The organism is Bradyrhizobium sp. Crot121 (genome assembly GCF_059512385.1).
The window spans coordinates 64956-88179 of sequence record NZ_JCAMOR010000026.1 but is presented as its reverse complement, the minus strand read 5'-3'; the positions used below and the strand labels follow the sequence as shown (position 1 = coordinate 88179).

At 63.5% G+C, this 23224-nt stretch carries 22 protein-coding genes and 1 pseudogene; 18 read left to right on the top strand and 5 right to left on the bottom strand.

Annotated features, from left to right (window positions below):
- Nucleotides 1-32 precede the first annotated feature (32 nt).
- Nucleotides 33-2102 carry an ATP-dependent helicase gene (locus AC5ZGW_RS22770; protein ID WP_463327432.1) on the top strand — a complete coding sequence of 690 codons (2070 nt, stop codon included), beginning with the start codon at nucleotides 33-35 and terminating at the stop codon, nucleotides 2100-2102.
- 154 nt (nucleotides 2103-2256) lie between these two features.
- On the opposite strand, the gene AC5ZGW_RS22765 is transcribed toward AC5ZGW_RS22770, so the two are convergent.
- The gene (locus AC5ZGW_RS22765; protein WP_028166440.1) at nucleotides 2257-2535 is read right to left on the bottom strand and encodes a hypothetical protein; all 279 of its coding nucleotides are present in this window, start codon (nucleotides 2533-2535) and stop codon (nucleotides 2257-2259) included.
- A 36-nt stretch (nucleotides 2536-2571) separates the two neighbouring features.
- Here AC5ZGW_RS22765 and AC5ZGW_RS22760 point away from each other — a divergent pair, with 36 nt between their 5' ends.
- The 6 genes and pseudogenes from AC5ZGW_RS22760 (at nucleotide 2572) to AC5ZGW_RS22735 (ending at nucleotide 8531) form a co-directional block, all read left to right on the top strand.
- Complete coding sequence (locus AC5ZGW_RS22760) at nucleotides 2572-3789, top strand: MFS transporter (protein ID WP_130227523.1); 1218 nt, start codon at nucleotides 2572-2574, stop codon at nucleotides 3787-3789.
- Nucleotides 3790-3878: 89 nt separating this feature from the next.
- On the top strand, nucleotides 3879-4610 hold the full coding sequence (locus AC5ZGW_RS22755) for a DUF3750 domain-containing protein (RefSeq protein WP_130227522.1): 732 nt from the start codon (nucleotides 3879-3881) through the stop codon (nucleotides 4608-4610).
- Between the two features lie 70 nt (nucleotides 4611-4680).
- Nucleotides 4681-5314, top strand: a pseudogene (locus tag AC5ZGW_RS22750) (DsbA family protein).
- Nucleotides 5315-5504: 190 nt separating this feature from the next.
- Nucleotides 5505-6911 (top strand): MFS transporter, encoded by a 1407-nt coding sequence (locus AC5ZGW_RS22745; RefSeq protein ID WP_028166443.1) that lies wholly within the window; start codon nucleotides 5505-5507, stop codon nucleotides 6909-6911.
- Between the two features lie 13 nt (nucleotides 6912-6924).
- Complete coding sequence (locus tag AC5ZGW_RS22740; protein ID WP_130227520.1) at nucleotides 6925-8112, top strand: acyl-CoA dehydrogenase family protein; 1188 nt, start codon at nucleotides 6925-6927, stop codon at nucleotides 8110-8112.
- A 17-nt stretch (nucleotides 8113-8129) separates the two neighbouring features.
- On the top strand, nucleotides 8130-8531 hold the full coding sequence (locus AC5ZGW_RS22735) for a VOC family protein (RefSeq protein ID WP_130227519.1): 402 nt from the start codon (nucleotides 8130-8132) through the stop codon (nucleotides 8529-8531).
- A gap of 265 nt (nucleotides 8532-8796) precedes the next feature.
- Here AC5ZGW_RS22735 and AC5ZGW_RS22730 read toward each other — a convergent pair whose 3' ends face one another.
- Complete coding sequence (locus AC5ZGW_RS22730) at nucleotides 8797-9534, bottom strand: Spy/CpxP family protein refolding chaperone (RefSeq protein ID WP_463327430.1); 738 nt, start codon at nucleotides 9532-9534, stop codon at nucleotides 8797-8799.
- 334 nt (nucleotides 9535-9868) lie between these two features.
- Here AC5ZGW_RS22730 and AC5ZGW_RS22725 point away from each other — a divergent pair, with 334 nt between their 5' ends.
- From AC5ZGW_RS22725 to AC5ZGW_RS22695, 7 genes are all read left to right on the top strand, one after another.
- Nucleotides 9869-11209, top strand: a complete 1341-nt coding sequence (locus AC5ZGW_RS22725; RefSeq protein ID WP_028166447.1) for an ABC transporter substrate-binding protein — start codon at nucleotides 9869-9871, stop codon at nucleotides 11207-11209.
- Nucleotides 11210-11336: 127 nt separating this feature from the next.
- On the top strand, nucleotides 11337-12275 hold the full coding sequence (locus AC5ZGW_RS22720) for a carbohydrate ABC transporter permease (RefSeq protein ID WP_130227517.1): 939 nt from the start codon (nucleotides 11337-11339) through the stop codon (nucleotides 12273-12275).
- On the top strand, nucleotides 12275-13189 hold the full coding sequence (locus AC5ZGW_RS22715; protein WP_028166449.1) for a carbohydrate ABC transporter permease: 915 nt from the start codon (nucleotides 12275-12277) through the stop codon (nucleotides 13187-13189). Before AC5ZGW_RS22720 ends, AC5ZGW_RS22715 begins: the two co-directional genes overlap by 1 nt.
- A 4-nt stretch (nucleotides 13190-13193) precedes the next feature.
- Nucleotides 13194-14294, top strand: coding sequence for an ABC transporter ATP-binding protein (locus AC5ZGW_RS22710; RefSeq protein WP_130227516.1), 1101 nt, complete (start codon nucleotides 13194-13196; stop codon nucleotides 14292-14294).
- Nucleotides 14295-14327: 33 nt separating this feature from the next.
- Entirely contained in the window at nucleotides 14328-15317 is a 990-nt protein-coding gene (locus tag AC5ZGW_RS22705; RefSeq protein WP_130227515.1) for a hydroxyacid dehydrogenase, read from the top strand.
- A gap of 165 nt (nucleotides 15318-15482) precedes the next feature.
- Entirely contained in the window at nucleotides 15483-16907 is a 1425-nt protein-coding gene (locus AC5ZGW_RS22700) for an amidase (protein ID WP_130227514.1), read from the top strand.
- Between the two features lie 103 nt (nucleotides 16908-17010).
- Nucleotides 17011-17427: a hypothetical protein gene (locus AC5ZGW_RS22695; protein WP_130227513.1), complete on the top strand. Its 417-nt coding sequence runs from the start codon at nucleotides 17011-17013 to the stop codon at nucleotides 17425-17427.
- Between the two features lie 135 nt (nucleotides 17428-17562).
- On the opposite strand, the gene AC5ZGW_RS22690 is transcribed toward AC5ZGW_RS22695, so the two are convergent.
- Nucleotides 17563-18081 carry a DUF1993 domain-containing protein gene (locus AC5ZGW_RS22690; protein ID WP_283813282.1) on the bottom strand — a complete coding sequence of 173 codons (519 nt, stop codon included), beginning with the start codon at nucleotides 18079-18081 and terminating at the stop codon, nucleotides 17563-17565.
- Between the two features lie 92 nt (nucleotides 18082-18173).
- On the opposite strand from AC5ZGW_RS22690, the gene AC5ZGW_RS22685 reads away from it, so the two are divergent.
- Nucleotides 18174-18956 carry a transporter substrate-binding domain-containing protein gene (locus AC5ZGW_RS22685; RefSeq protein WP_245474842.1) on the top strand — a complete coding sequence of 261 codons (783 nt, stop codon included), beginning with the start codon at nucleotides 18174-18176 and terminating at the stop codon, nucleotides 18954-18956.
- Nucleotides 18957-19141: 185 nt separating this feature from the next.
- Entirely contained in the window at nucleotides 19142-19957 is an 816-nt protein-coding gene (locus AC5ZGW_RS22680; protein ID WP_130227510.1) for a DUF2147 domain-containing protein, read from the top strand.
- 131 nt (nucleotides 19958-20088) lie between these two features.
- Here the strand turns inward: AC5ZGW_RS22680 and AC5ZGW_RS22675 are convergent, their stop codons facing one another.
- Both AC5ZGW_RS22675 and AC5ZGW_RS22670 read right to left on the bottom strand, forming a co-directional pair.
- A complete protein-coding gene (locus tag AC5ZGW_RS22675; RefSeq protein ID WP_028166457.1) occupies nucleotides 20089-20493 on the bottom strand; it encodes a (R)-mandelonitrile lyase in 405 nt (134 codons plus the stop codon).
- A 23-nt stretch (nucleotides 20494-20516) separates the two neighbouring features.
- Nucleotides 20517-21215, bottom strand: coding sequence for a ribonuclease activity regulator RraA (locus AC5ZGW_RS22670; RefSeq protein WP_130229335.1), 699 nt, complete (start codon nucleotides 21213-21215; stop codon nucleotides 20517-20519).
- A 210-nt stretch (nucleotides 21216-21425) separates the two neighbouring features.
- Between AC5ZGW_RS22670 and pxpB the strand changes: the two genes are divergently transcribed.
- Together pxpB and AC5ZGW_RS22660 are read left to right on the top strand one after the other, a co-directional pair.
- Entirely contained in the window at nucleotides 21426-22157 is a 732-nt protein-coding gene (gene pxpB / locus AC5ZGW_RS22665; protein WP_130229337.1) for a 5-oxoprolinase subunit PxpB, read from the top strand.
- Nucleotides 22154-23197 carry a 5-oxoprolinase subunit C family protein gene (locus AC5ZGW_RS22660; protein WP_130229334.1) on the top strand — a complete coding sequence of 348 codons (1044 nt, stop codon included), beginning with the start codon at nucleotides 22154-22156 and terminating at the stop codon, nucleotides 23195-23197. The genes pxpB and AC5ZGW_RS22660 overlap by 4 nt, the downstream gene beginning before the upstream one ends.
- Nucleotides 23198-23224: the final 27 nt, after the last annotated feature.

The following is a 23224-nucleotide window of genomic DNA, read 5'->3' as shown; positions in this document are numbered from 1 at the left end:
CGATCTCTGTTAGCTTTCTCCGGGGGTGATTCGTGCTCGCGGACAGCAAAGACACATATCTGGATGCGCTCAATCCTGCGCAACGGCGCGCCGTCGAACACGGCGTCGGGCCGGATGGAACCATTGGCGCGCCGCTTCTGGTGATCGCCGGCGCCGGATCAGGCAAGACCAACACGCTGGCGCACCGCGTTGCGCATCTGATCGTCAGCGGTGCTGACCCACGCCGCATCCTCCTGATGACCTTCTCGCGCCACGCGGCGGCGGAAATGACCAAGCGCGTCGAACGAATCGCCCGCCGCGTGCTCGGCGACAACGCGGGCGTCATGACCGATGCGCTCACTTGGTCCGGCACCTTTCACGGCATCGGCGCGCGGCTGCTCCGGGAATATTCCGAGCGGATCGGGCTCGATCCTGCCTTCACCATCCATGACCGCGAGGATTCCGCCGACCTCATCAACCTCGTCCGGCACGATCTCGGCTTCTCCAAAACCGAGAGCCGCTTCCCGACCAAGGGCACTTGCCTTGCGATCTATTCCCGCTGCGTCAATTCCGAGACGCCGATCGAGAGCGTGCTCGGCATGTTCTATCCCTGGTGCTCGGGCTGGGCGGATGAACTGAAGCGCCTGTTTGCTGCTTATGTCGACGCCAAGCAGCAACAGAACGTACTCGATTATGACGACCTCCTGCTCTATTGGGCGCAGATGGTGACCGACGCTGCGCTTGCCGACGAGATCGGTGGCCGCTTCGACCACGTCATGGTCGACGAATACCAAGACACCAACCGCCTGCAATCATCGATCCTGCTCGCACTGAAACCCGGAGGGAGCGGGCTTACGGTCGTGGGCGACGACGCGCAGTCGATCTATTCGTTCCGCGCCGCCACTGTCCGCAACATCCTGGATTTTCCGGATCAGTTTACGCCGAGGGCGGAGCTCATCACGCTCGATCGCAACTATCGCTCGACCGAGCCGATCCTATCGGCCGCAAACGGCGTGATTGCGCTGGCCAAGGAGCGCTTCACGAAGAATCTCTGGACCGAGCGGACATCGTCGCGCAGGCCACAGCTCGTCGCCGTCCGCGACGAGGCCGATCAGGCGCGCTACATCGTCGAGCAGGTCCTGGCGAACCGCGAGGAAGGCGCGTTGCTCAAGCACCAGGCGGTCTTGTTTCGCACCTCCTCGCATAGCGGTCCGCTGGAAGTCGAACTCACCCGCCGCAACATTCCCTTCGTGAAGTTCGGCGGCCTGAAATTCCTCGACGCCGCCCATGTCAAGGACATGCTGGCGTTATTGCGCTTCGTGGAGAATCCGCGCGACCGCGTCGCCGGTTTCCGCATCCTGCATTTGCTGCCGGGCGTCGGGCCAAGCTCGGCGCAGCGGGTGCTCGAACGCATGGCCGAGGCTGCCGACCCGATTGCCGCACTCTGCACCTTGCCCTCGCCGCCGCGCGCTGGCGAAGATTGGAAGGGATTTGTCCGCGCGATCGAGAACCTCCGCTATTCCGAGTGGCCCGTCGATATCGAGCGGGCACGGCTGTGGTACGAGCCGCATCTCGACCGCATCCACGAGGACGCCGAGGTCCGCCGCGCGGATTTGATCCAGCTCGAACAGATCGCAAGCGGCTATCCGTCGCGCGAGCGCTTCCTGACCGAGCTCACGCTCGATCCGCCGGATGCGACCAGCGACCAGGCCGGCCCGCCTTTGCTCGACGAGGACTATCTGATCCTCTCGACGATCCATTCCGCCAAGGGACAGGAATGGAAGTCGGTCTTCGTGCTCAACGTCGTCGACGGCTGCATGCCCTCCGATCTCGGCGCCGGGACCAGCGCCGAGCTGGAAGAGGAACGCCGCCTGCTCTACGTCGCCATGACCCGCGCCAAGGATGATCTGCACCTGATCCTGCCGCAGCGCTTCTTCGTGCACGGCCAGAGCGCCAAAGGCGACCGGCACATGTACGCCTCGCGCACGCGTTTCATCCCGGAGAGGCTGGTGCCGCTGTTCGAGCGCACCACCTGGCCGATTGCGCGTCCGGCGACCGCCGCGCCGGCAGATCGTGCAGCGCCGGTCGACATCCGCGCCAAGATGCGCGGGATGTGGCGCTAGCTGCGACGGCGATCGGGAACGATCGCTACCGCGCCACGTTGATGCGTCGATGCCAGGTGCAAAAACTTTTGCGATGGCCCGTGGCGGATGCTGAAGCCGCGCCAGAGCCGTCGTCCGATGAGCAGTCGTGAAAACCTTCCCGTGTGCCGTGCTGTTACTTTCTCGCGAAGATCTGCTTGAGGTAGCAGAGTCCATCGTAAGTCAGCCGCGTCTCGCGGGTCTCGCCCTTCGCTACTTCGCCTTCCAGGAACGTCTCGAGCTCCGGAAGCGCACGCTCGAACTTCTCCGTGATGCCCATCATCACGCAGGTTTCCTTGATGCGTTCGATCGGTTTTTCAAGAACGTCGATTTGAACCATCGCCTTCAAATTCATGATCCAGCGCTTTGTTCCGACCGCTGCGGTGGAAGCCCGCCGTCGGTCTTGGAGAATCATCTGGTGATCGCTTAACCGGCCGAGAGTCTACTTGTCATGCGTGTCAGCAAGAAGAATGAGCGAGCGGACAAGGCGGCGCGGCTGTGGCCCCTGCTCGCTCTGAACTTCTTCATGGCCGACATGCAGTCCGGAATCGGGCCGTTCGTCGGCGTCTTCCTGCAGGCGCACGGCTGGGCGAGCGGCTGGATTGGGACCGCGATGACGATAGGCAACGTCGCGGGCATGCTGATCACGACGCCGATCGGCGGCTTCATCGATGCAAGCCGGCACAAGCGCGCCTGGGTGATCGTGCCGGGCGTCGCCGTTGTCACCGCCTCGGCCCTCATTCTGCTGTCGCAAAACTTCTGGGCCGTCGCCGCATCGCAAATCGCAACCTCGCTTGCCGGCGCCGCCATCGTTCCCGCCGTCACCGGCATCGCGCTTGGCATCGTGAGGCAGAAGGGCTTCAACCGGCAGAACGGCCGCAACCAGGCCTTCAACCATGCCGGCAACATGGTCGGCGCGGCCGTATCGGGCTATCTCGGTTGGAAATACGGCTACACGGCCGTGTTCCTGCTGGCGGCGCTCTTCGGCGCCATTGCGATCGCATGCGTTCTTCTGATCCCTGCCGACGCCATCGACAACAGGGCTGCGCGTGGCACCAAAGAGGATGATCCGGAGAGCCAGCCAAGCGGCTTCACGGTGCTGGCGAGGCACAAGGCGCTGCTCGTCCTCGCATTGGCATTGGCGGCCTTCCATCTCGGCAATGCCGCGATCCTTCCGCTGTATGGGTTGGCGGCGGTTGCCGATGGCTTTGCCAAGGGGCCGGATTTCGTGGCGACCACGATTGTGATCGCGCAGGCCGTCATGATCGTGACCTCGATCGTCGGCATGCGCGCGGCGGAAAACCGCAGCTATTGGCCGGTGCTGCTCGCGTCCTTCCTGGCACTGCCGCTGCGCGGCATCCTCGCGTTCTTCCTCACGGGCTGGTGGGGCGTAGTGCCCGTGCAAATTCTCGACGGCATCGGCGCCGGCCTGCAGAGTGTCGCGGTCCCGGGAATGGTCGCCCGCTCGCTGAACGGGACCGGCCGTATCAATCTCGGACAGGGCGCGGTGATCACCGTTCAAGGCATCGGCGCTTCGCTCAGCCCCGCGCTCGGCGGCTGGATCGCGCAATGGATCGGCTATCCGCCGACATTCGTCCTACTCGGCGCACTCGGCCTGGTCTCGGTCGCGCTGTGGGTCGGCTTCGCCCCCGAGATGAAGAAATATTGATGCCCGCTGGCCCGATCTGGTTCCGGCGGACCAGAATGACTAGATCGACATGACCATCCTTCCGCCGATGTCCCTCTGTGAAGAAATCCGTGGTCATTCTCGTCCTTCTGATTGTCGTTCCGCTTGCCTTTTCGACGGTCGCCTATTTGCTAGGAGACAGGCGCGTCGATTGGCAGACGGCCGACCGATCGAGCGCCGGCCTGCTGCCGAAAGCCTCCGAGCATCCGGCCGCCGTCGTCCGAGTTTATGCTGCGCGCACCGTGCGCTGGCGCGGGATTTTTGCGGTCCACACCTGGATCGTGGTCAAGGAACAGGATGCGCCGCGCTACAGCCGCTATGACTACACGGCGTGGGGGCAACCGATCCGGGTCGACGGCTTCGAGGCCGACGGCCGATGGTTCGGTGCCGTGCCGGAAGCAATCGTCAGCGTGGACGGCGCGAACGCCGAGCCGCTGATCCCGAAGATCCGGGCGGTCATCGAGAATTACAGGTTTCGCGACTATGGCGATTACAGCGCCTGGCCGGGCCCGAACTCGAACACGTTTGTTCAGGCGGCACTCGACGCCGTGCCGGAACTGCAAGCGGTGCTACCGCCGACGGCGATCGGCAAGGACTATCCTTACCGGGGCGAGTGGTACGGCGTCACCGCGTCGCGCACCGGTGTCTTCGCCACATTGGGCGGTTATCTCGGTCTGACGATCGGCTGGATCGAAGGGATCGAGTTGAACTTGTTCGGCGGAGTCCTTGGCATCGATATCCGTCGCCCTGCCCTGAAGTTCCCGGGCGTCGGCCGGCTCGGCCTGCCGCTTGCCCGGTCATAGCTGGCTACCGGGCTGGTTGTCAGAAGAAGCTATTCACTCGCGGAGTATCTCGTTGCCTGTTCTCAGTCATATGACCAGCGCCGCCTTGGGGTTCATTGTCCTGCTTGCTTTCCTTGATCCGCCGACAGATCGGGAGGCAAAGGCACAAAGCGCGACCGCTGCAGCCGTTCGCCAAGCCCGTATCATTGCCTGACATCGCAATCGGCTCACCGAAGGCGCCAGTAACGATCGTCGAATATGCCTCGATGAGCTGTCCGCATTGCGCGGCATTCGGCGAGAATGTCTTTCCGATGCTGCGCTCGAAATATATCGACACCGGCAAGGTCCGGTTCGTGTTTCGCGAATTCCCGCTCGACATCAAGGCCGCAGCCGCCTCGATGTTGGTGCGCTGCATCGGCAAGGACGATGCCGAAAAGCACTTCGCCGTCATTGAGACAATGTTCAAGCAGCAGGCCCGCCTGATGGATCAAACAAAGGAAACGCTGTTTCTGGTCGGCAAGCTGAACGGGTTGAGCGAGCAGGACGTCGAAACCTGCGAGACCGACCAAGCGCTGCTCGACAAGATCGCCGCCGACCAGCGCTACGCAATGGAGACGCTCAAGGTCGACGCCACGCCAACCTTCTTCGTCAATGGCGAACAATGGAAAGGCGCGATGTCCTACGAAGAGCTGGACGCGAAGCTCAAGACCCTGCTCAAGCGCTAGAACGCCCCGCTCTCGCACATGCGATTGTGCAGAGCGGGATACATCGCCTCATTGTTACAACGCAGACGTGCTCCGCGTGCTGGTGGGCTTGTCGTTCGCCGCAGCTCAAGGATAGCTTCGTCGTCCATAGGCGGGGCGATGGGCGCGACGCCCGCTTGAATCAAATGAACAGGCGCCAAGGGGAAACGCCATGTTCGAGATTCTCGATCGCCGGAGGAGTCTGACCGGCAACCAGATCAAGATCCTTTCGGCTGCCATCATCGGCGACGCGCTGGAATTCTTCGATTATTTCCTGATCGGCTTCGTGCTCGCCTTCCTGATCGGGCCGTGGAAGCTCACCTTCGGACAGTCGGCGACCGTCCTGATGAGCTCCGGCATCGGCGCCATCATCGGAGCCTATGTCTGGGGCTGGCTCGCCGACCGGGTCGGCCGCCGGATCGTATTCATCGGCACCGTACTCAACTTCTCCATCGCCACGGGCCTTCTGTACTTTACCCCCGATAACGGCTGGATCTATCTCGCGGTGCTGCGCTTCTTCGTCGGCACCGGCGTCGGCGGGCTCTATTGCGTGGACCTGCCGCTGGTGCAGGAGTTCGTGCCCTCGCACAAGCGCGGCTGGGTCGGCGGCCTCGTCACCTGCGTGATCCCGCTCGGCGTCGGGCTCGGCGCCGTCCTTGGGGCGTTCATGGGCTCCGACCAGTGGCGGCTCATGTTTGCGATCGGCGTGCTGCCGTCCCTGCTGGTGCTGCTGGTCCGGCTCTGGGTTCCCGAGAGCCCGCGCTGGCTGTGCCGCCAGGGTCGCTACGAGGAAGCACGCAAGTCGCTCGCCTGGGCGCTGCAAGTGGAGCCGTCCTCCCTCCCGCTGCCGACGGCGGCCGATGCCGGCCCGGTGATCAAGACGAGCTGGCTTGATCTCTTCAAATATCCGCGCAGCCTGATCGTCTCCTGGCTCGGCAATGCGGGCGCGCAGACCGGCGTTTACGGCATCACCCTGTGGGCGCCGGCGCTGTTCGTACTGCTTCTGAAGGTGACGCCGCAGGAAGCCGCCAAGATGATGATCCTGCTCAGTGTGTCGGGCTTCCTCGGCCGCATCTCTTTTTCCTTTCTCTCGGAGCTCCTGGGACGGCGGACCTCCGGTGGGCTGCTCGGTTTCGGCGCGGGCGCGCTGACGATCATCGCGGGCTATCATTACGACGCGACGCTGTTCGGCGTCTCCGCGTTCTGGCTGCTGTTGACCCTGGCATTCTTCTTCGCCGATGGCGGCTTTGCCATTGTCGGGCCTTATGCGGCGGAGGTCTGGCCCTCGCATCTGCGCACCACCGGTATGGGCTCGGCCTATGGCTTCGGCGGCATCGGCAAGATCATCGGTCCGGTCGGTCTTGCGCTGATCGTCGGCTCCAGCAACTACCTGAAGCCTGATGTGCCGCTGACGCAAATCCCGACCGCCTTCGTCTATCTCGGATGCTGGTTCCTGATGGCGGGCGCCGTCTATTACTTCCTTGGCATCGAGACCAGGGGCAAATCGATCGAACAGATCGATCGCGAGCTGACGGGCGAAGCCGACGTAGCGGCGACCGCGTCGGTTCGGCAAGCCTGAGGAGCTTTGAACGATGATCGCGACATCTGCCGAACTTGCGGGCGATCCGGCCGTGATCGCCCGCGCGAAAGCGGTCCAGCCGCTGGTCGCAGCGGCCGCAAACGAGATCGAGCAAACGCGCCGGTTGCCGCCGGCGCTGCTCGACCAGCTCCATGACCACAGGCTGTTTCGCCTGTTGCTGCCGCGGTCGTCGCAGGGGATCGAGACCGATCCCCTCACCTTCTTCCATGTCATGGAGACCATCGCGCAGGTCGACGCCTCGACGGCATGGTGTCTGAGCCAGGCCGGCGGTTGCGCGATGGCGGCTGCCTATCTCGATTTGCCGGTTGCGCATGCGGTGTTCGGCGATCCCCGCGCGGTGCTGGCCTGGGGTCCCGGCCCAAGGGTGAAGGCAGTCGAATGCGCAGGTGGCTACCGCGTCACCGGCGTCTGGTCGTTCGCTTCCGGCGGGCGACACGCCACCTGGCTCGGCGCGCATTGCCCGGTCTATGCGGCTGACGGCTCGCCGAAATGCGACGCCAATGGCGCGCAGATCGAGCGCACCATGCTGGTGCGGACCGAGGACGTCGAATGGACCGACATCTGGAACACGGTCGGCCTGCGCGGCACCGCCAGCGACCAGTTCACGCTGAACGACTTCTTCGTCCGCGCGGACCATTCGATCACCCGCGAGTTCGAGCGCGAGCGCCGCGAGGCCGGCCCGCTCTACCGGATGGGGTCAGGCACCTGCTACCAGGTCGGCTTTGCCGGCGTCGCTTGCGGCATCGCTCGCGGTGCGCTCGACAATTTCGTCGACGTGGCGCGCAACAAGGTGCCGCGCGGCGCCAAGAGCCCGCTGCGCGACAACGCGGTGGTGCAGTCCGGCCTGGCTTTGGCCGAAGTCCACCTGCGCGCCGCGCGCGGCTTCGTGCTGCAATCGATGGCCGACATCTGGAAAGACCTCGTCGCCGGCAACGACATCACGGTCGAGCAGCGGATCACCATCCGCATGGCCGCCACCCACGCCATCCACAAAGCGCGCGAGGCAGTCGACTTCGCCTACAATGCCGCGGGCGCAACCGCGATCTTCGACGGCCATCCGCTCGAACGCCGCTTCCGCGACATCCACACCGTGACCCAGCAATTGCAGGGCCGGCTCAGCCATTTCGAAACCGTCGGCGCCTGGATGATGGGTGCCGATTGCGACCTCACCTTCGTTTAGCTTCCAAGGAGAACACCATGCCGCTCGGCCGACTGCAGCATTACACGATCGAACCGCAGGACCTCGAAAGGACCAAGAACTTCTATTGCGACGTGCTGGGTCTTGAGAACGGCGAGCGGCCGCCGCTCGATTTCCCCGGCTACTGGCTCTATTCCGGCGGCGTCGCCACCGTGCACCTGATGGGCACCCGCAAGCCGCGTGAGGCCATCGTGGTCCGCGGCACCGAGAAGAAATACGAAGACACCGGCCGGCTCGACCACATCGCCTTTTCCGCCACCGACGTCGATGGCGTGCGTCGCCGCCTGCAGCAGCACAACATCAAGTTCCGCGAAAGCATCGTGCCACGCACCGGCGACACCCAGTTCTTCTTCTATGACCCGGACGGGGTCGGCGTGGAACTCAACTTCGCCAAGGCTTAGAAGGCTCCCGGCGATAAGTTCCGTACGCGGTTCATCGGCCAGCCTGCGCTGGCCGATGCCATTTTGTAACGCTGCGCCAACGGGTTCCCGACAAGACCTTCAATCAGCCATAAGTCGGGCGTGAATCAGTCGAGGTTTCTTCAACTTTGCATGACGATTGGGGAGGCCGCGCCGCTGCGGCAGAATAGCCGGGTGCCGCGCCTTCAACCTACCCCAGGGCATGGTTACCCGGCTATTCGTGGCGGCCGTCGAAGTGCCCTCCCACTTAGTCCAGCCCCCGCTCGTGGCTTAGGCGGACCATTTCGTTGATGAAGATCTGCTTCTGCTTGTCGTCGAGGCTCGCATAAAGCGGCTCGGCGGCATCGGCGACGTTGCGCTGGTCGACGGCGCGGTCGTTGAGGAACTGGGCCTCATTGCGCATCTGCTCCACGATATCGTCCGGCGGGTCGCGCCTGGCGCGGGCAATGCGCAGATTCACGCGATCGGCGCCGTTATGACCGAGATAGTGCATCGCACTATTGAAGCCCGCCCAATACTTCTCCTGCTCGGGTGTGAGGTTCAGCTCCTTCTTGATCCGCTCGATGTTGGCGTCGCTGGTGGCGACGATTTGTTCGGCGGTGAGCTGCGGCACGCCCGCCTGGGTCAGCATCTGCGGCTGCTTGGCGGCTTTGTCCTTGGCCTTCGCGGCCTTGCTGTTCTTGGCTGGAGCGCCTTGCCTGTCCGCTGGCGCCGGGTTGCTGTTGGGGTTGGTGCCGGTGAGCACGCCGGTCACCCCCGTGACCACGCCAACCACACCTCCAATTGCGCCGCCCAAGACGCCACCGACCGGCCCGGCAGCCTTGTTGCCTTCACGAGCCCCCTGCTGGACGCCCTGGATCAAGCCCTGCGCCTCCGCGCGCGGGGAGGCATTGAAGAACAGGATGGCAGCCGCCGCCAGCGCGGCGCAGAGCCTCAAGCGCGCACGCTGCTTCGATACCAAGCTTGGCATTATCGGAGTCTCCATGATCGATCGTGATCGCGGCTGAAGCGCCGCCGATCCCCGGACTTTATCGTTCTCCCCGCAAGCAGGTCTACCTGTCGCGTCCCCTCACTCGCGTGCGCCGCAAAAAAACGCCCTGCGGCAGGCATAGCGCAAAGATTAACAGATCCGACTGCCAGCCATTTGCACACAACGTTAGTTCTACGAAAGCATTCACCTGATTTCTCGACAGGCGCCGACAATTCTGCTCTGATCTCCAACGAGGAAATCGCCCCGCCGCCTCGAATGCGGCGAGCCAAAAAAACAAAAACGAGATTTCGCAAGTCTTTGACCGTCGGCTCACCAGGGAGGGAACGCCATGTCACGGAAGAAGCTGTCTCGACGAGAATTTGTTGCGGCTACAGCGCTGTCATCGGCAGCGCTGGTTACGGCTCCTTACATCCGCGGCGCCTATGCCGCGGGCACGCTCTCGATTGGTTTCTGGGATCACTGGGTGCCCGGAGCCAACAAGGCTTCGACCGAGCTCGTCAATGAATGGGCGGCGAAAGAAAAGGTCGAAGTGACGATCGATTACATCCCGAGCCAAGGCAATAAGAACCTGCTGACGATCGCCGCCGAAGCCCAGGCGAAGTCCGGTCATGACATTCTGCAGATGCCCACCTGGTGGCCCCATGCGCACGCCGAACTGCTCGAGCCCGTCAACGACATCATGGACCAGCTCGTCAAGCAGAACGGCAAGGTCAACGGAACGGTCAATTATCTGGGGCAAGCCAACGGCAAGTGGCTCGGCGTTCCCGCCAGCGTCGGCAGCCAGATCAAGGGCCCCTGCTCGCGCATCGATCTGATGAAGAAACATGCCGGCATCGATGTGCAGGAAATGTATCCGGCAGGTTCGCCGCCCAAAGATGAGAACTGGACATTGGACACGTTCCTGAAGGCGGCCGAAGCCTGCCACAAGGCCGGCGTTCCCTTCGGCATCGGCCTCGGCGAGACCAGCGACAATGTCGACACCGCGGGCGCGATCTTCCAGTCCTACGGCGCCGAGCTCGTCGATGCCAAGGGCAACCTGACCGTGAAGACCGATGCGGTGCGGCAGTCGCTCGAATTCTACAAGAAGCTGATCGCGTTCCTGCCGCCGGATGTGTCGGCATGGGACGACGCTTCCAACAACAAGTGGCTGGTCTCGGGCAAGGGGGCGATGATCATGAATCCGCCCAGCGCCTGGGCCGTCGCCAAACGCGACGCGCCGCAGATCGCCGAACAGTGCTGGACGCACGGCTTCCCGGCCGGACCGAAAGGCCGCTTTGCGCCCTATCTGCCTTTCTTCTGGAACATCTGGGCGTTCTCGAAGAACAAGGCAGCCGCCAAGAGCCTCCTGGTCCACCTGTCGCAGCCGGCATCGGTCGAGAAGATGGTGGTGGCGAGCGGCGGCTATGACCTGCCCGCCTATGAGAATCTGACCAAGCTGAAGGTGTGGGAGGAGGAAGGGCCCCCGAAGGGCACTCTCTTCAGCTATCCGGACCCCTACCATAGGCAAACGCTGTCGATCGCGGCCTCGCCGGCGCCGCCCAAGGTCGCGCAGCAAATCTATGCGCAGGCAACCCTAACCAAGATGTGCCTGCGTTTTGCCCAGGGTGAAGCGATGGAAAAGACGCTCGCCTGGGCCGAAGGCGAGTGTGAAGGCTTCATGCGGAGCTGAGAGCGAACGTGTCGTCGCGGTGGCCGTAACCGGCCGCCGCGGCGCGGACCGTCACCGCTGTTGGCGGCATCAGGTCCGACGTTCCGGATTCTCCGTTGGAATAACTCTCGCGCGAGGAAGATCGATCATGGCCGATGTCGCCCTTCACCCGAACCGTGTCCTGGCAACAAAAGCCACACGGAGGCGCAACGGTTTACACAATGCGCTGAGGCGCAAGTCGACGGTCGCGTTCCTGATGACGCTGCCGCTGATCCTCCTCGTCGCGGCGTTCGTCATCTATCCCGCGCTCTACTCCCTGCATCTGGCGACGTTGAACAAGTCGATGACGAAATTCATCGGCCTCGGCAATTTCGAGTTCCTGTTCAAGCGCGACACGTTCTGGCTGGTCGTGAAGCAGTCCTGCATCTTCGCGATTTCGGCCGTGATCTTCAAAGCGTTGATCGGCTTCATCGTCGCGCATTTCGTGCACAACGTTCCCGCCAACAAGCAGCGCAGATGGCGCGGCATGTTGCTGGTGCCGTGGGTGATCCCACCGGCGATGAGCACGCTCGCCTGGCTGTGGCTGTTTGATCCCTCCTATAGCGCCTTCAATTATACCCTGTCCTTCTTCGGCATCGGGCCGATCCCATGGACCGGCGATGCGAATTGGGCACGTTTCTCCGTCATCCTCGTCAACGTCTGGTATGGCGCGCCCTTCTTCATGATCATGTATCTGGCGGCGCTGAAATCGGTGCCCGAGCAGCTCTATGAGGCGGCCGCGATCGATGGCGCCAATTGGTGGCAGCGCATCTGGTACGTGACGCTTCCGATGATGCGCAACATCATCGCGATCACGACGCTGTTCTCGCTGATCGTCACCTTCGCCAATTTCGATATCGTCCGCATCCTCACCGCCGGCGGCCCGCTCGACCACACCCACATCTTCGCGACCTGGGCGTTCCGGGTCGGCATCGAGGGCAGCGACATCCCGCTCGGCGCCAGCGTCTCGCTGTTCATGGTGCCGATCCTCGCGGTGGCGGCGATCTTCATCCTGCGCGATATCTCCAAGCGGGGGAACGAAGCCTGATGAGCACAATCACGATCGACAAGGCCGGACCGACCCGTAAAGTCAAGAAATACGGCAGCATCAGCCGCGACCGCGCCTGGGCGCTGCGCTGGTCGTACTTCTTCCTGGTGCTGTTCGCGATCTTCTCGCTGACACCGCCGCTCTATATGCTCATCACTTCGCTGAAGAGCAGCGCCGAGATCTCGGCGGCGACCAATCCATGGTGGGTATATCATCCGACGCTTGAGAACTATATCGGGCTGCTGACATCGAACCAGTTCCTGCGCTTCTTCTGGAATTCGGCCTGGGTCTCGATCATCGTCGTGACCATCACCATGCTGATCAGCGTGCCCGCGGCGTTCGCGCTGGCACGGATGAAGTTCTGGGGTTCGGCAACGCTCGCGACCGGCGTGTTCCTGACCTACCTTATTCCGGACACGCTGCTCTTCATCCCGCTGTTCAAGATGTTCGTCCTGATCGGCGACTGGACCGGCATCCAGCTCATCAACCGCTGGTACGTGCTGCTGTTCATCTATCCGACGCTGACGGTGCCGTTCTGCACCTGGATCATGATCGGCTACTTCGCCTCGATCCCGAAGGAGCTCGATGAGGCCGCGATCATCGACGGCGCGTCCTGGTTCCAGACGCTGACGCGGATCTTCATTCCGGTCGCGCTACCCGGCCTGATCGCGGCGACGATCTTCGCCTTCACGGTCTCCTGGGCCCAGTTCCTCTATCCCCTGGTGTTCACGACCTCGACCGACCAGCTCGTGCTGCCGGTCGGCATCATCACCACCCTGATCAAGGGCGACGTGTTCAACTGGGGACAGATCATGACCGGGGCGCTGCTCGGCGCCGCGCCGCCGCTGATCATCTACGCCTTCCTGATGGACTATTACATTGCCGGCCTGACCGCCGGCGCGACAAAGGGTTGAACTCATGGCCGAAGTTTCGCTGCGGAAAGTCGTGAAGCGTTATGACGAAGTCGAAGCGGTGCGCGGCATCGATCTCGACATCGCCGACCATGAGTTCGTGGTGCTGGTCGGTCCATCCGGCTGCGGCAAGTCGACCACGCTGCGGATGATCGCGGGGCTGGAAGACATCTCGGACGGCGATATCACAATCGGCGGCGACATCGTCAACGACGTGCCGCCGAAGGACCGCGACATCGCGATGGTGTTCCAGAACTACGCGCTCTATCCGCATATGACGGTGGCCGAGAACATGTCGTTCGGGCTGCGGCTGAAGCACTATCCCAAAGCCGAGATCAAGAGCCGGGTCACGGAAGCGGCCCGCATGCTCGACATCACCGACCTGATCGACCGCAAGCCGAAGCAGCTCTCCGGCGGCCAGCGTCAGCGCGTCGCCATGGGTCGCGCCATCGTGCGTAATCCCAAGGTGTTCCTGTTCGACGAACCCTTGTCCAACCTCGACGCCAAATTGCGCGTGCAGATGCGGATCGAGATCAAGAAGGTCCACCAGAAGGTCCGCACCACCACGGTGTACGTGACCCACGACCAGGTCGAGGCCATGACGCTCGCCGACCGGGTGGTGGTGATGAACCACGGCCGCATCGAGCAGATCGGCACGCCGAATGAGCTCTACCACAAGCCGGCGACCCGCTTCGTCGCCAGCTTCATCGGCTCGCCCGCGATGAACTTCATGCCCTGCCGGCTCGAGGATGTCGACGGCCGGCTGCATCTGCGCCTGACCGACCGCCTCGCCTTTCCGGTGCCGCCGGCACGTTCCGCCCGCTACCAGGCGGTGCCGCGCACCGAGAGGCTCCTGCTCGGAATCAGGCCGGAACACATCGCCGAGGCCCGACCGCATCTGCACCCGGGAGTCGAGCCGTTCGAGGCCGTGCTCGACGTCACCGAGCCGATGGGCATGGAGACCCTGGTCTATTTCACCCTCGAGGACACCCCGATCTGCGGCCGGGTCAATCCCAACGCCGGCGCGCAGGATGGTGCCCCGCTCCGCTTGGCTGTGGACCTCAACAACATGCATTTGCTAAACGAGGTGACCGGCGTCGTCCTTTGACGACGCAATTCACGTACTAGCCAAGGGCAGGAAATGGCCACCAACAAGAAGAAGATTTTTGTCACTCAGACACTCTCATCGGGAGCACGGGCTCTCCTCAACGAACGGGACGACGTCGAACTCGTCGAATTTCCCAACCTGATCTCCGCCAGGGATTTCGCGGCCTTGCTGAAGCAGCATGCGCCGGTCCATGGTGTCGCACTTGGCCCCACCCCATTCGGCGAGCCGGAGCTCGAGGCGTCCGGAGACATGCAGGTGGTGACGCGGATCGGCGTCGGTTACGACGCAGTCGACGTCCCTGCGCTCTCGCGCCGCAAGGTACCGCTGATGGTGGCAGGCACGGCGAACTCGCCGTCAGTGGCCGAACAGGCCCTGTTCATGATGCTGACGCTGGCCAAGCGCGCACAGGAAATGCATGCCGTGGTCAAGGACGGCACTTGGGCGAACCGGCTCGGCGTGCTGCCCTTCGATCTCTATGGCAAGACGGTATTGATCGTCGGCTTTGGCCGCATCGGCACCCGCACCGCCAAACGGTGCCTGGCGATGGAAATGCAGGTGCTGGTTTACGATCCCTACAAGCCGGCCAGCGAAATCGCGGCCGCCGGCTGCGAGGCGGTGCCGGATCTCGACGCGGCCCTGCCGCGTGCTGATTTCGTCACCATCCATTGCCCGAAGACGCCGGAAACAATCGGCATGTTCAACGCGGCGCGCTTCAGACTCATGAAGCCGACCGCCTATCTCATCAACACCGCCCGCGGCGGCATCGTCGATGAGAAGGCACTGCACGATGCGCTGGTATCGGGCAGGCTTGCCGGCGCCGGCCTTGACGTGTTCGAGCAGGAGCCGCCGCCGGTCGGCCAGCCCCTCCACAGCCTGCCGAACGTGATCATGGCCCCACACGTTGCCGGGGTCACGGTCGAAGCCGTCGACCGGATGAGCGAGCAGACCGCACGCAACATCCTGAGCGTCCTTGACGGCGCGCCGTTGCGGCAGAACGTCATCAACCAGGACGTGCTAAACTAATCCGATAAAACCGTCTATCTTCGGGCGGGCCGACAAGGATCGGCCCGTCATCAGCGCATGACCTGTGGATACCACTTCTTCCGAAAGGTCATTGCTCCAGCAAGAGGATAGAGGATAGAGACGAATGCGCGCCCGAAGATGCGCCGTTCGCTCTAGGTGTGGAATATGGCTTTCAAGGAATTCGGCAATTACGACGCGGTGGGCCTCGCCGAGCTGGTCCGCAACAAGCAGGTCAGCCCGCGCGAACTGCTCGACGAAGCGATCGCCCGCACGGCCAAGGTTGACCCGCAGATCAATGCCGTCGTCGTCAAGCACTACAATTATGCCGAGCAGCAGATCGACAAAGGGCTGCCGGACGGACCCTTCACGGGGGTGCCGTTCCTTCTGAAAGACCTCGACCTCCTGCAGGGAACGCGCACGACCTCCGGCGCCAGCGTTAACAGGGATTTCGTCGCGGACCACAGCAGCACCCTCACCCAGCGCTTCATCGACACCGGCGTGACCATCTTCGGCAAGACCGCGAGCCCCGAATTCGGGCTGATGCCGACCACGGAGACGCGTCTGTTCGGGCCGACCTGCAATCCCTGGAATCTCGCGCATTCCTCCGGCGGTTCCTCAGGTGGCGCCGCCGCCGTTGTCGCAGCACGCATCCTGCCCGTGGCACATGCCAGCGATGGCGGCGGCTCGATCCGCATCCCCGCTTCTGCCTGCGGGGTGTTCGGCATGAAACCGAGTCGGGCCCGCAATCCGGTCGGTCCCGATCGTGGCGAGGGCTGGGGCGGCTTTTCGACCGCGCATGTCGTCAGCATCAGTGTGCGCGACAGCGCCGTGATGATGGACGCGATCCACGGTCCGGAGCCGTGGAGCCTCTATGTCGCGCCGCCCCCGGCGCGGCCGTTCTCGCAGGAAGTCAGCCGCGATCCCGGCCAGCTTCGCATCTCCTTCACGGACAAATCGCCCAATGGGGAGGCGATCGATCCCGAGGTCGCCGCAGCCGTCCGCGACACCGCAAAACTGCTCGCCGGCCTCGGCCATCATGTCGAGGAGCGCGCCCCCACCCTTCCAGCGGATCCCTCCACGGTGATGACGACGATTGTCAGCGGCAACACCGCGGTCGCCGTCCGAGCGATCGAGCAGCGCATCGGCCGCACCGTGACGGGCGACGACCTGGAAGTCCTGTCGCTGGCAAGCGCCCACAACGGACAAAATATCACGTCGGCGGACTACATCGCCGCGCAGCTCGCGGCGTTCCAGATCTCGCGCAGCCTCGCGATCTTCTTCGAGGGCTGCGACGTGTTCCTCAGTCCGACGCTGTGCACGCCGCCGATCCGGCTCGGCGAGATCAACACCATGTCGGAAGACCTGGCACAGATCGGGCCGATCCTGCGGCGCTACATGCCGGGTACCTCGATGTTCAACATGTCCGGCCAGCCTGCGATGTCGGTGCCGCTGGCGTGGAGCAAGGACGGTCTGCCGCTCGGCATGATGTTCGCCGCCAGGCTTGGTGACGAGGCAACGCTGTTCCGCCTGGCCGGCCAGCTTGAGCAGGTACGGCCCTGGAAGGACAAGCGTCCGCCGGTATCTGCGTAAGGGAAAAACTACAGCAGGGCCAAAACTCAGCCTCATTCCGGGGTTGAGTAGATGGGAAGTGTCGGCAACCATCTTTGCCGACCAATCCCTAAGGAAAGAGATTTTGAGCCAGAGCGATCCTACCGACAATGCGCTTGCCGCCATCGCCAGCATTTTGGACGAGCAGCACGCGCCCGCGCCGATCGAGAAGCCGCAGGCCGACCCGGGGGCGGCCGAAGAGCAGCCCGCGAGCCCGCTGCCGCAGGAAGCCCATGGCTATTCGAAAGTCGGCCCCGGCCCGATGGCCGCCCTCCGCTTCAAGTGGACGGTGCGCGAGCAGGACGGCCAGTATTATGTCGACGAGACCATCGGCGAGAATTCGAAGCCCCTGGTGAGCGGCCCGATGGACCGGGAGGCCGCGATCAGGTTCGTGGATGACCGCGAGGCCGACGCACATCATCGCTTTGAGGTCTTGAAGCAGGAAATGGCCAGCCGCGCCGCCGTCGCCAGCCTGATCCGCGAGGAAGGCGGCGAGATCTAGCTTCCGCATCGAGATCATGATCCGATTAGACGAAATCGGATCATGATCTCGTCTCCTTGTTTGAGCATGATCTCCGCGCAAACGCTTCGCGTTTGTCGCGAGCGAAAACCGGTCTCCATTTTTCCGGATCATGCTCTACGCCGGTCTTGGCGGTCCCAGGAAATCCTTCTTGACGAGATCGACGCCGGCGTGACGCAGGATGTCGTAGGCGGTCGTGACGTGAAAGAAGAACTGCGGCACGCTGAAGCCGAGCAGCAGCGACCGCCCGGTGAACGCGCGCTGCGCGCCGCTCTTGAAGGTGAACACTACCTCCTTGTCACCGGCCTCGTCGATCGCAGCACGCGGCAGGCTTTGGACGAAATCGATCGTGGCTGCGATCCTGAGCTTGAGCTCATCAAGATCAGGCTCGATGTCGCCGAAGCTGAGCGGCTCGTGCCCGGCCAGCAGCGCACAACAGGCGATCGCATGGCGATTGGCCTCGCCCACCTGCTGCTTGAGACTGTACATGTTCGGATAGAGCCGCATGCCGAGCAGCACGGCAGGATCGATGTTTCGCGCCCTTGCGTAGGCGGACGCGTGATCGAGCAGCCCGGAAAGATTGCGAAGATATGGCATGAACACGCCGACCGATGCTTCGTAAACTGAGATTGTCACGATTTGACTTCCTTTGACTGGCTCGACGCGCTCATTCCATCTAAAGCCGTGGCAACAGATTATCATCGAGGCAATCGATGGAGGAAACTTTGATGATGCGCGGATTCGTCGGCCTTGCGGCCGCCACGTTGATGATGGCTTCCGCCCATGCTCAGCCAGCGGCGTCGCCTTCGCGGCTCGACGACATCATCCAGCGCGGGACGTTGCGTGTGGGCATGACCGGCGACTATGCGCCGTTTAGTTTTGTCGACCGGACGACGCCCGGCTTCAGGGGATTCGAGGTCGACATGGCGGAAGCGCTCGGCAAGGCGCTCGGCGTCAGGGTCGAATATGTCAAAACGGCCTGGCCGCAGATGACGAAGGATTTGGAAGCCGACCGCTTCGACATTGCGATGAGCGGCATCTCGATCACGCTGGAGCGCCAGAAGAAAGGCTTCTTCTCGATCCCGATCATGCGCGAAGGCAAGACGCCGATCACCCGCTGCACCGATATCAACAAATACCAGACGCTTGCCGAAATCGACCATGCCGGCACGCGCGTCATCGTCAATCCCGGCGGCACCAACGAGCGCTTTGCGCGGGCGCATGTGAAGAACGCCGAGATCAAGGTCTTCGATGACAATACCAGGATCTTCGACGAGATTGCCAAGGGCGATGCCGACCTGATGATGACGGATGCGTCCGAGACGCGCTACCAGCAGAAACTCCACCCCGGCGTGCTCTGCGCGGTGCATCCCGATCACCCGTTCGACTTTGCGGAAAAGGCCTACTGGCTGCAGCGCGACGTCGCGCTGAAGTTGTTCGTGGATCAATGGCTGGACATCGCAATGAAGGACGGCACCTTCAAGCGCGTTTATGCTGCCTGGTTTGAATGATCCGACCGGACTGCAAGTTTGACCACGAGGCGAGCCCTAACTAGACTGTCGGTCAGCCGTTTGAACCAAAGCTGGTGGTACACGACTTACGTTTTGATTACGTATTGAAAGTGATCTAGGTCACGTTGCATCAAGTTACTGATGTGTAGCTTCACTGACCGGGGATTCCTGTTCTGGAGGTCATCATGAAGAAGCTTCTGGCTATCGCTGCGCTTTTGCTTGCCAGCTCCACAGCGCAGGCCCAGTACACCTTCGAATATGGCGGCCGCACCATCCGCATCGATCCCGATCGCGGCACCGTCTCGATCCCCGGCGTCTACGACAATACCGGCCGCAAATCCAAGCGCGCCAAGGGTGAGGAAGGCACTCGCAAGCAGAAATCGCAGCAGCAGGAGGCGAAGACCGATTCGCAATCCGCGCCGGTTGCGGCGGCTCCCGCTCCGTCCGGACAAGCGGCAGCACCGGCGGCCGCACCGCCCGTCCCTGCTGCGCCGCCGGCGGCAGCTTCCACCGCCCCCTCGACCACGACAGCAGCCGTTGCGCCGAGCGATAGCGCGCCCGCGCCTCAGCCCTCACCGTCCAGCGCACCAGCACCGCAGACCCAGCAGACCGCAGTGCCGGCTCCGGCCCCGGCTCCGACGGTCGCCACAGCCACTCAAGCGCCGGTCGCGAAGCCCGTGACACCAGCGGCGGCAGCCCAAGCCAATTCGCCGATCGGCATGTGGCTGACGGAGGAAAAGGAGGGCAAGATCCGCATCGAGCAGTGCGGCGCCAACCTCTGCGGCTATGCTGTCGACGAGACCTCGAACCAGAATGGCGAGCAGGTCCTGATCAACATGAAACCTGCCAAGGACAAATGGAGCGGCCGCATCCTCGATCCGAACACCGGCAGCACCTATGACTCGACGATCGCGCTCAAGGGCTCCGACACCTTGCGCGTGCAAGGCTGCGCCTTCGGCGGCATGTTCTGCGGCGGCCAGACCTGGACGCGGGTGAACTGATCTAGCCTTACGAATGCTGCGTAGCCCGGATGAAGCGAAGCGCAATCCGGTGAAGTGTCCGTGTGGCACGAGCGGTCCCGGGTGACGCTGGCGCTTCACCCGGGCTACGGACTCTCGCGTCCCTGGGAAAACTACCCGACCTTCACGTTGTATTGCTCGTCGGTGACGTGCTCCATCCAGTTCGAATAGACGCCATCGAGCGCTTCCTGCATCGCGATATGGGTCATGGCATTGGTTGGCGACGCGCCATGCCAATGCTTCTCGTTCGGCGGAATCCAGACTACGTCGCCCGGCCTGATCTCCCTGATTGGACCGCCCTCGGCCTGGACCCGGCCGATGCCGGAGATCACGTAGAGCGTCTGGCCGAGCGGATGAGTGTGCCAGGCCGTGCGCGCGCCCGGCTCGAAGGAGACGCGCGACGAGTTCAGCCGCGCCGGCGCGGGCGCCATGATGACGGGATCCTGCAGCACCGTGCCGGTGAAATATTCGGCCGGCCCGCGACGGGTCGGCCGCGTGCCAGCGATATGGATTTCCATGGGCTTACCTCGCTTTTCTGAAGTTATTTCTTGCTCGCGGCGTAGCGCGCCTTGGTTTCGGCATTCATCGGATAGAGGCCCGGCAGTTGCACGCCATTGTTCACCTCATTGACGATCCAGGCTTCCATCCGTTCCTGCTCCGGTCCCTCGGCCAGCACCTGGTCGAGGAAGGCCTGCGGGATCAGCACCGCGCCATCCTGGTCGGCGACCACGACATCGTTCGGGAACACCGCCACGCCGCCGCAGCCGATTGGCTCGCCCCAGCCGACGAAGGTCAGTCCGGCGACGGATGGCGGCGCGGCAAAACCGTTGCACCACACCGGCAGTCCCGTGCCGAGCACGCCTTCGAGGTCCCGCACCACGCCGTCGGTGATCAGCGCGGTGACGCCACGCTTCACCATCCGCGCGCAGAGAATGTCGCCGAAGATTCCGGCGTCGCTGACGCCCATCGCGTCGACCACGGCGACGCAGCCTTCCGGCATTGCCTCGATCGCGGTGCGGGTCGAGATCGGTGACGACCAGGATTCCGGCGTCGCCAGATCCTCGCGCGCCGGCACGAAGCGCAGCGTGAAGGCCGACCCGACCAGCCGCCTTTGGCCCGGCTTGAGCGGCTTGGTGCCGCGCATCCAGACGTTACGCAGCCCCTTCTTGAGCAGGACCGTGGTGATGGTGGCGGTGGACACGTGCGACAGCGTCGCGATCGCTTCTGCAGTGAGGGACATCTTGAAAGATCGGCTCCGGTGGGAATGAATTGGCGCGCGCATCTTGCGAGCCGCGGCCTTCGCGTCAAGGGCGAGAATGCGATCATCGATTACGCTATCTTATCGCCGGCCCTCGGTTTAATTTATTGAAGTTGCTTGGTGATTTTTCGCTAGCCGAATTCCACTGCGCAGCAAAACACGCTAGCTTGATGCTCGATGAGCGATGATGCCATGGCCGCGCGCGAAGCCCCACCCCGTCTTCTCCCGAGTGGCGACAGCGCCATCACGGTGGAATTCAGCCGCGACATCGATGACGCCGCCAATCGGCGGGTGCTGGCGCTCGACCGCACCCTTGCCGCGGCGCCGATCGCCGGCGTGACCGAGACCGTTCCGACCTATCGTTCGCTGCTCGTGCACTATGATCCCGTGCAGATCGGCTTCGAAGCGCTCGGGGAACAACTGCTCACGCTGGCACGGCGCCCCGATCCGGCCGCCGCAAGAACCCGGCGTTGGCGCATCCCGGTGGCCTATGGCGGCGAACATGGCATCGACCTCGAGGACGTCGCCAAGACCCTCGACACCACGCCTGACGAGATCGTCAGGCGCCATGTCGGCGGCGACTACCGCGTCGCCATGATCGGCTTCACTCCCGGCTGGTCCTATCTCAGCGGCCTCGACAAGTTCCTGCACATGCCGCGTCGCCAGAATCCGCGTGTGCTGACGCCGGCTGGCACGATTTCAATCGGCGGCGTGCAGACCGGAATCCAGTGCATCGCCGGACCCAGCGGCTGGCACCTGCTCGGCCGCACCGCCGTCCGCACCTATCAGCTTCACCGCGATCCGATCTTCCTGCTCGAGCCGGGCGACACCGTCAGCTTCACGGCGGTCGACGCCAAGACCTTCGCCGAGCAGGACCGCGCCGCGGAAGCTGGCGAGTTCGTCGCCGAACTGGTCGCCGCATGAGCAAGCTCATCGTCTCCTCGATCGGTCCGGCGAGTTCCGTGCAGGATGGCGGCCGTCCCGGCTCGCAGCGCTATGGGCTGACGCCGAGCGGTGCAATGGATCGCCTCGCCCTCGCCGCCGCGAACACGCTGGTCGGCAATGAGCCCTTCGCTGCTGCAGTGGAGATCGGACCGTTCGGTGCGAGCTTCACCGCACGTTGCGGCGCGGTACGTATTGCGCTTGCGGGCGCCTCGCGTAGCGCCGACATCGCGGGACGAGCCGTGGCGTTCGATACCTCGGCGACCCTCGCCGAAGGCGAGACGCTGATGCTCGGTTTTGCCAAGCGCGGCGCGTTCAGTTACCTCGCGATCGAGGGCGGAATTACGGGAGAGCCGATGTTCGGCAGCCTCGCCGTGAACGCGCGCGCAGGCCTCGGCAGCCCCTATCCGCGCCCGCTCCAGAGCGGCGACGAGCTCCAGGTGCAACGTGCCAGCGGTGCGGCCGAGCGGCGGATCGCGTTGCCCGAACGGCCGGACGCACCGATCCGCATCCTGTTCGGTCCGCAGGACGACGAATTCTCCGAGGACAACAAAAAGCTGTTCCTCGACAGCGAATGGAAGATTTCCGCGACCAGCGACCGCATGGGCTACCGGCTCGAAGGTCCGGTGATCAAGCATCTGCACGGCCACAACATCGTCTCCGATGGCACCGTGAACGGCAGCATCCAGGTGCCCGGCAACGGCCAGCCGATCGTGCTGATGCCGGACCGCGGCACCAGCGGCGGCTATCCCAAGATCGCCACCGTCATCTCCGCGGATTTAGGTCGCTTCGCCCAGATTTCCGCCGGACACGCGTTCCGCTTCAAGACAGTCACTATGGCCGAGGCGCAGGCCGAAGCTCGAAAATTCGCCGAATTGCTCGCTACCCTGCCGGATCGGCTGCGCCCGCTCGAAGGCCTTGATCTCAACCTCGAAGCACTGAGCGCGGCCAACGTCGCGGGCCACGCCGTCAACGCCGTCGATGCCGCGACATGGCAGGTCGCGGAATCAGCGACTAGCTAACCAGAAGCCAACCGACCCAAAGCGGGA

Excerpts from the sequence above, each read along its gene's own strand:
- AC5ZGW_RS22765 (WP_028166440.1), bottom strand. The coding sequence starts at position 2,535 with ATGATTCTCCAAGACCGACGGCGGGCTTCCACCGCAGCGGTCGGAACA.
- AC5ZGW_RS22760 (WP_130227523.1), top strand. The coding sequence starts at position 2,572 with ATGCGTGTCAGCAAGAAGAATGAGCGAGCGGACAAGGCGGCGCGGCTG.
- AC5ZGW_RS22745 (WP_028166443.1), top strand. The coding sequence starts at position 5,505 with ATGTTCGAGATTCTCGATCGCCGGAGGAGTCTGACCGGCAACCAGATC.
- AC5ZGW_RS22740 (WP_130227520.1), top strand. The coding sequence starts at position 6,925 with ATGATCGCGACATCTGCCGAACTTGCGGGCGATCCGGCCGTGATCGCC.
- AC5ZGW_RS22735 (WP_130227519.1), top strand. The coding sequence starts at position 8,130 with ATGCCGCTCGGCCGACTGCAGCATTACACGATCGAACCGCAGGACCTC.
- AC5ZGW_RS22730 (WP_463327430.1), bottom strand. The coding sequence starts at position 9,534 with ATGGAGACTCCGATAATGCCAAGCTTGGTATCGAAGCAGCGTGCGCGC.
- AC5ZGW_RS22725 (WP_028166447.1), top strand. The coding sequence starts at position 9,869 with ATGTCACGGAAGAAGCTGTCTCGACGAGAATTTGTTGCGGCTACAGCG.
- AC5ZGW_RS22720 (WP_130227517.1), top strand. The coding sequence starts at position 11,337 with ATGGCCGATGTCGCCCTTCACCCGAACCGTGTCCTGGCAACAAAAGCC.
- AC5ZGW_RS22715 (WP_028166449.1), top strand. The coding sequence starts at position 12,275 with ATGAGCACAATCACGATCGACAAGGCCGGACCGACCCGTAAAGTCAAG.
- AC5ZGW_RS22710 (WP_130227516.1), top strand. The coding sequence starts at position 13,194 with ATGGCCGAAGTTTCGCTGCGGAAAGTCGTGAAGCGTTATGACGAAGTC.
- AC5ZGW_RS22705 (WP_130227515.1), top strand. The coding sequence starts at position 14,328 with ATGGCCACCAACAAGAAGAAGATTTTTGTCACTCAGACACTCTCATCG.
- AC5ZGW_RS22700 (WP_130227514.1), top strand. The coding sequence starts at position 15,483 with ATGGCTTTCAAGGAATTCGGCAATTACGACGCGGTGGGCCTCGCCGAG.
- AC5ZGW_RS22685 (WP_245474842.1), top strand. The coding sequence starts at position 18,174 with ATGATGCGCGGATTCGTCGGCCTTGCGGCCGCCACGTTGATGATGGCT.
- AC5ZGW_RS22680 (WP_130227510.1), top strand. The coding sequence starts at position 19,142 with ATGAAGAAGCTTCTGGCTATCGCTGCGCTTTTGCTTGCCAGCTCCACA.
- AC5ZGW_RS22675 (WP_028166457.1), bottom strand. The coding sequence starts at position 20,493 with ATGGAAATCCATATCGCTGGCACGCGGCCGACCCGTCGCGGGCCGGCC.
- AC5ZGW_RS22670 (WP_130229335.1), bottom strand. The coding sequence starts at position 21,215 with ATGTCCCTCACTGCAGAAGCGATCGCGACGCTGTCGCACGTGTCCACC.
- pxpB (WP_130229337.1), top strand. The coding sequence starts at position 21,426 with ATGGCCGCGCGCGAAGCCCCACCCCGTCTTCTCCCGAGTGGCGACAGC.
- AC5ZGW_RS22660 (WP_130229334.1), top strand. The coding sequence starts at position 22,154 with ATGAGCAAGCTCATCGTCTCCTCGATCGGTCCGGCGAGTTCCGTGCAG.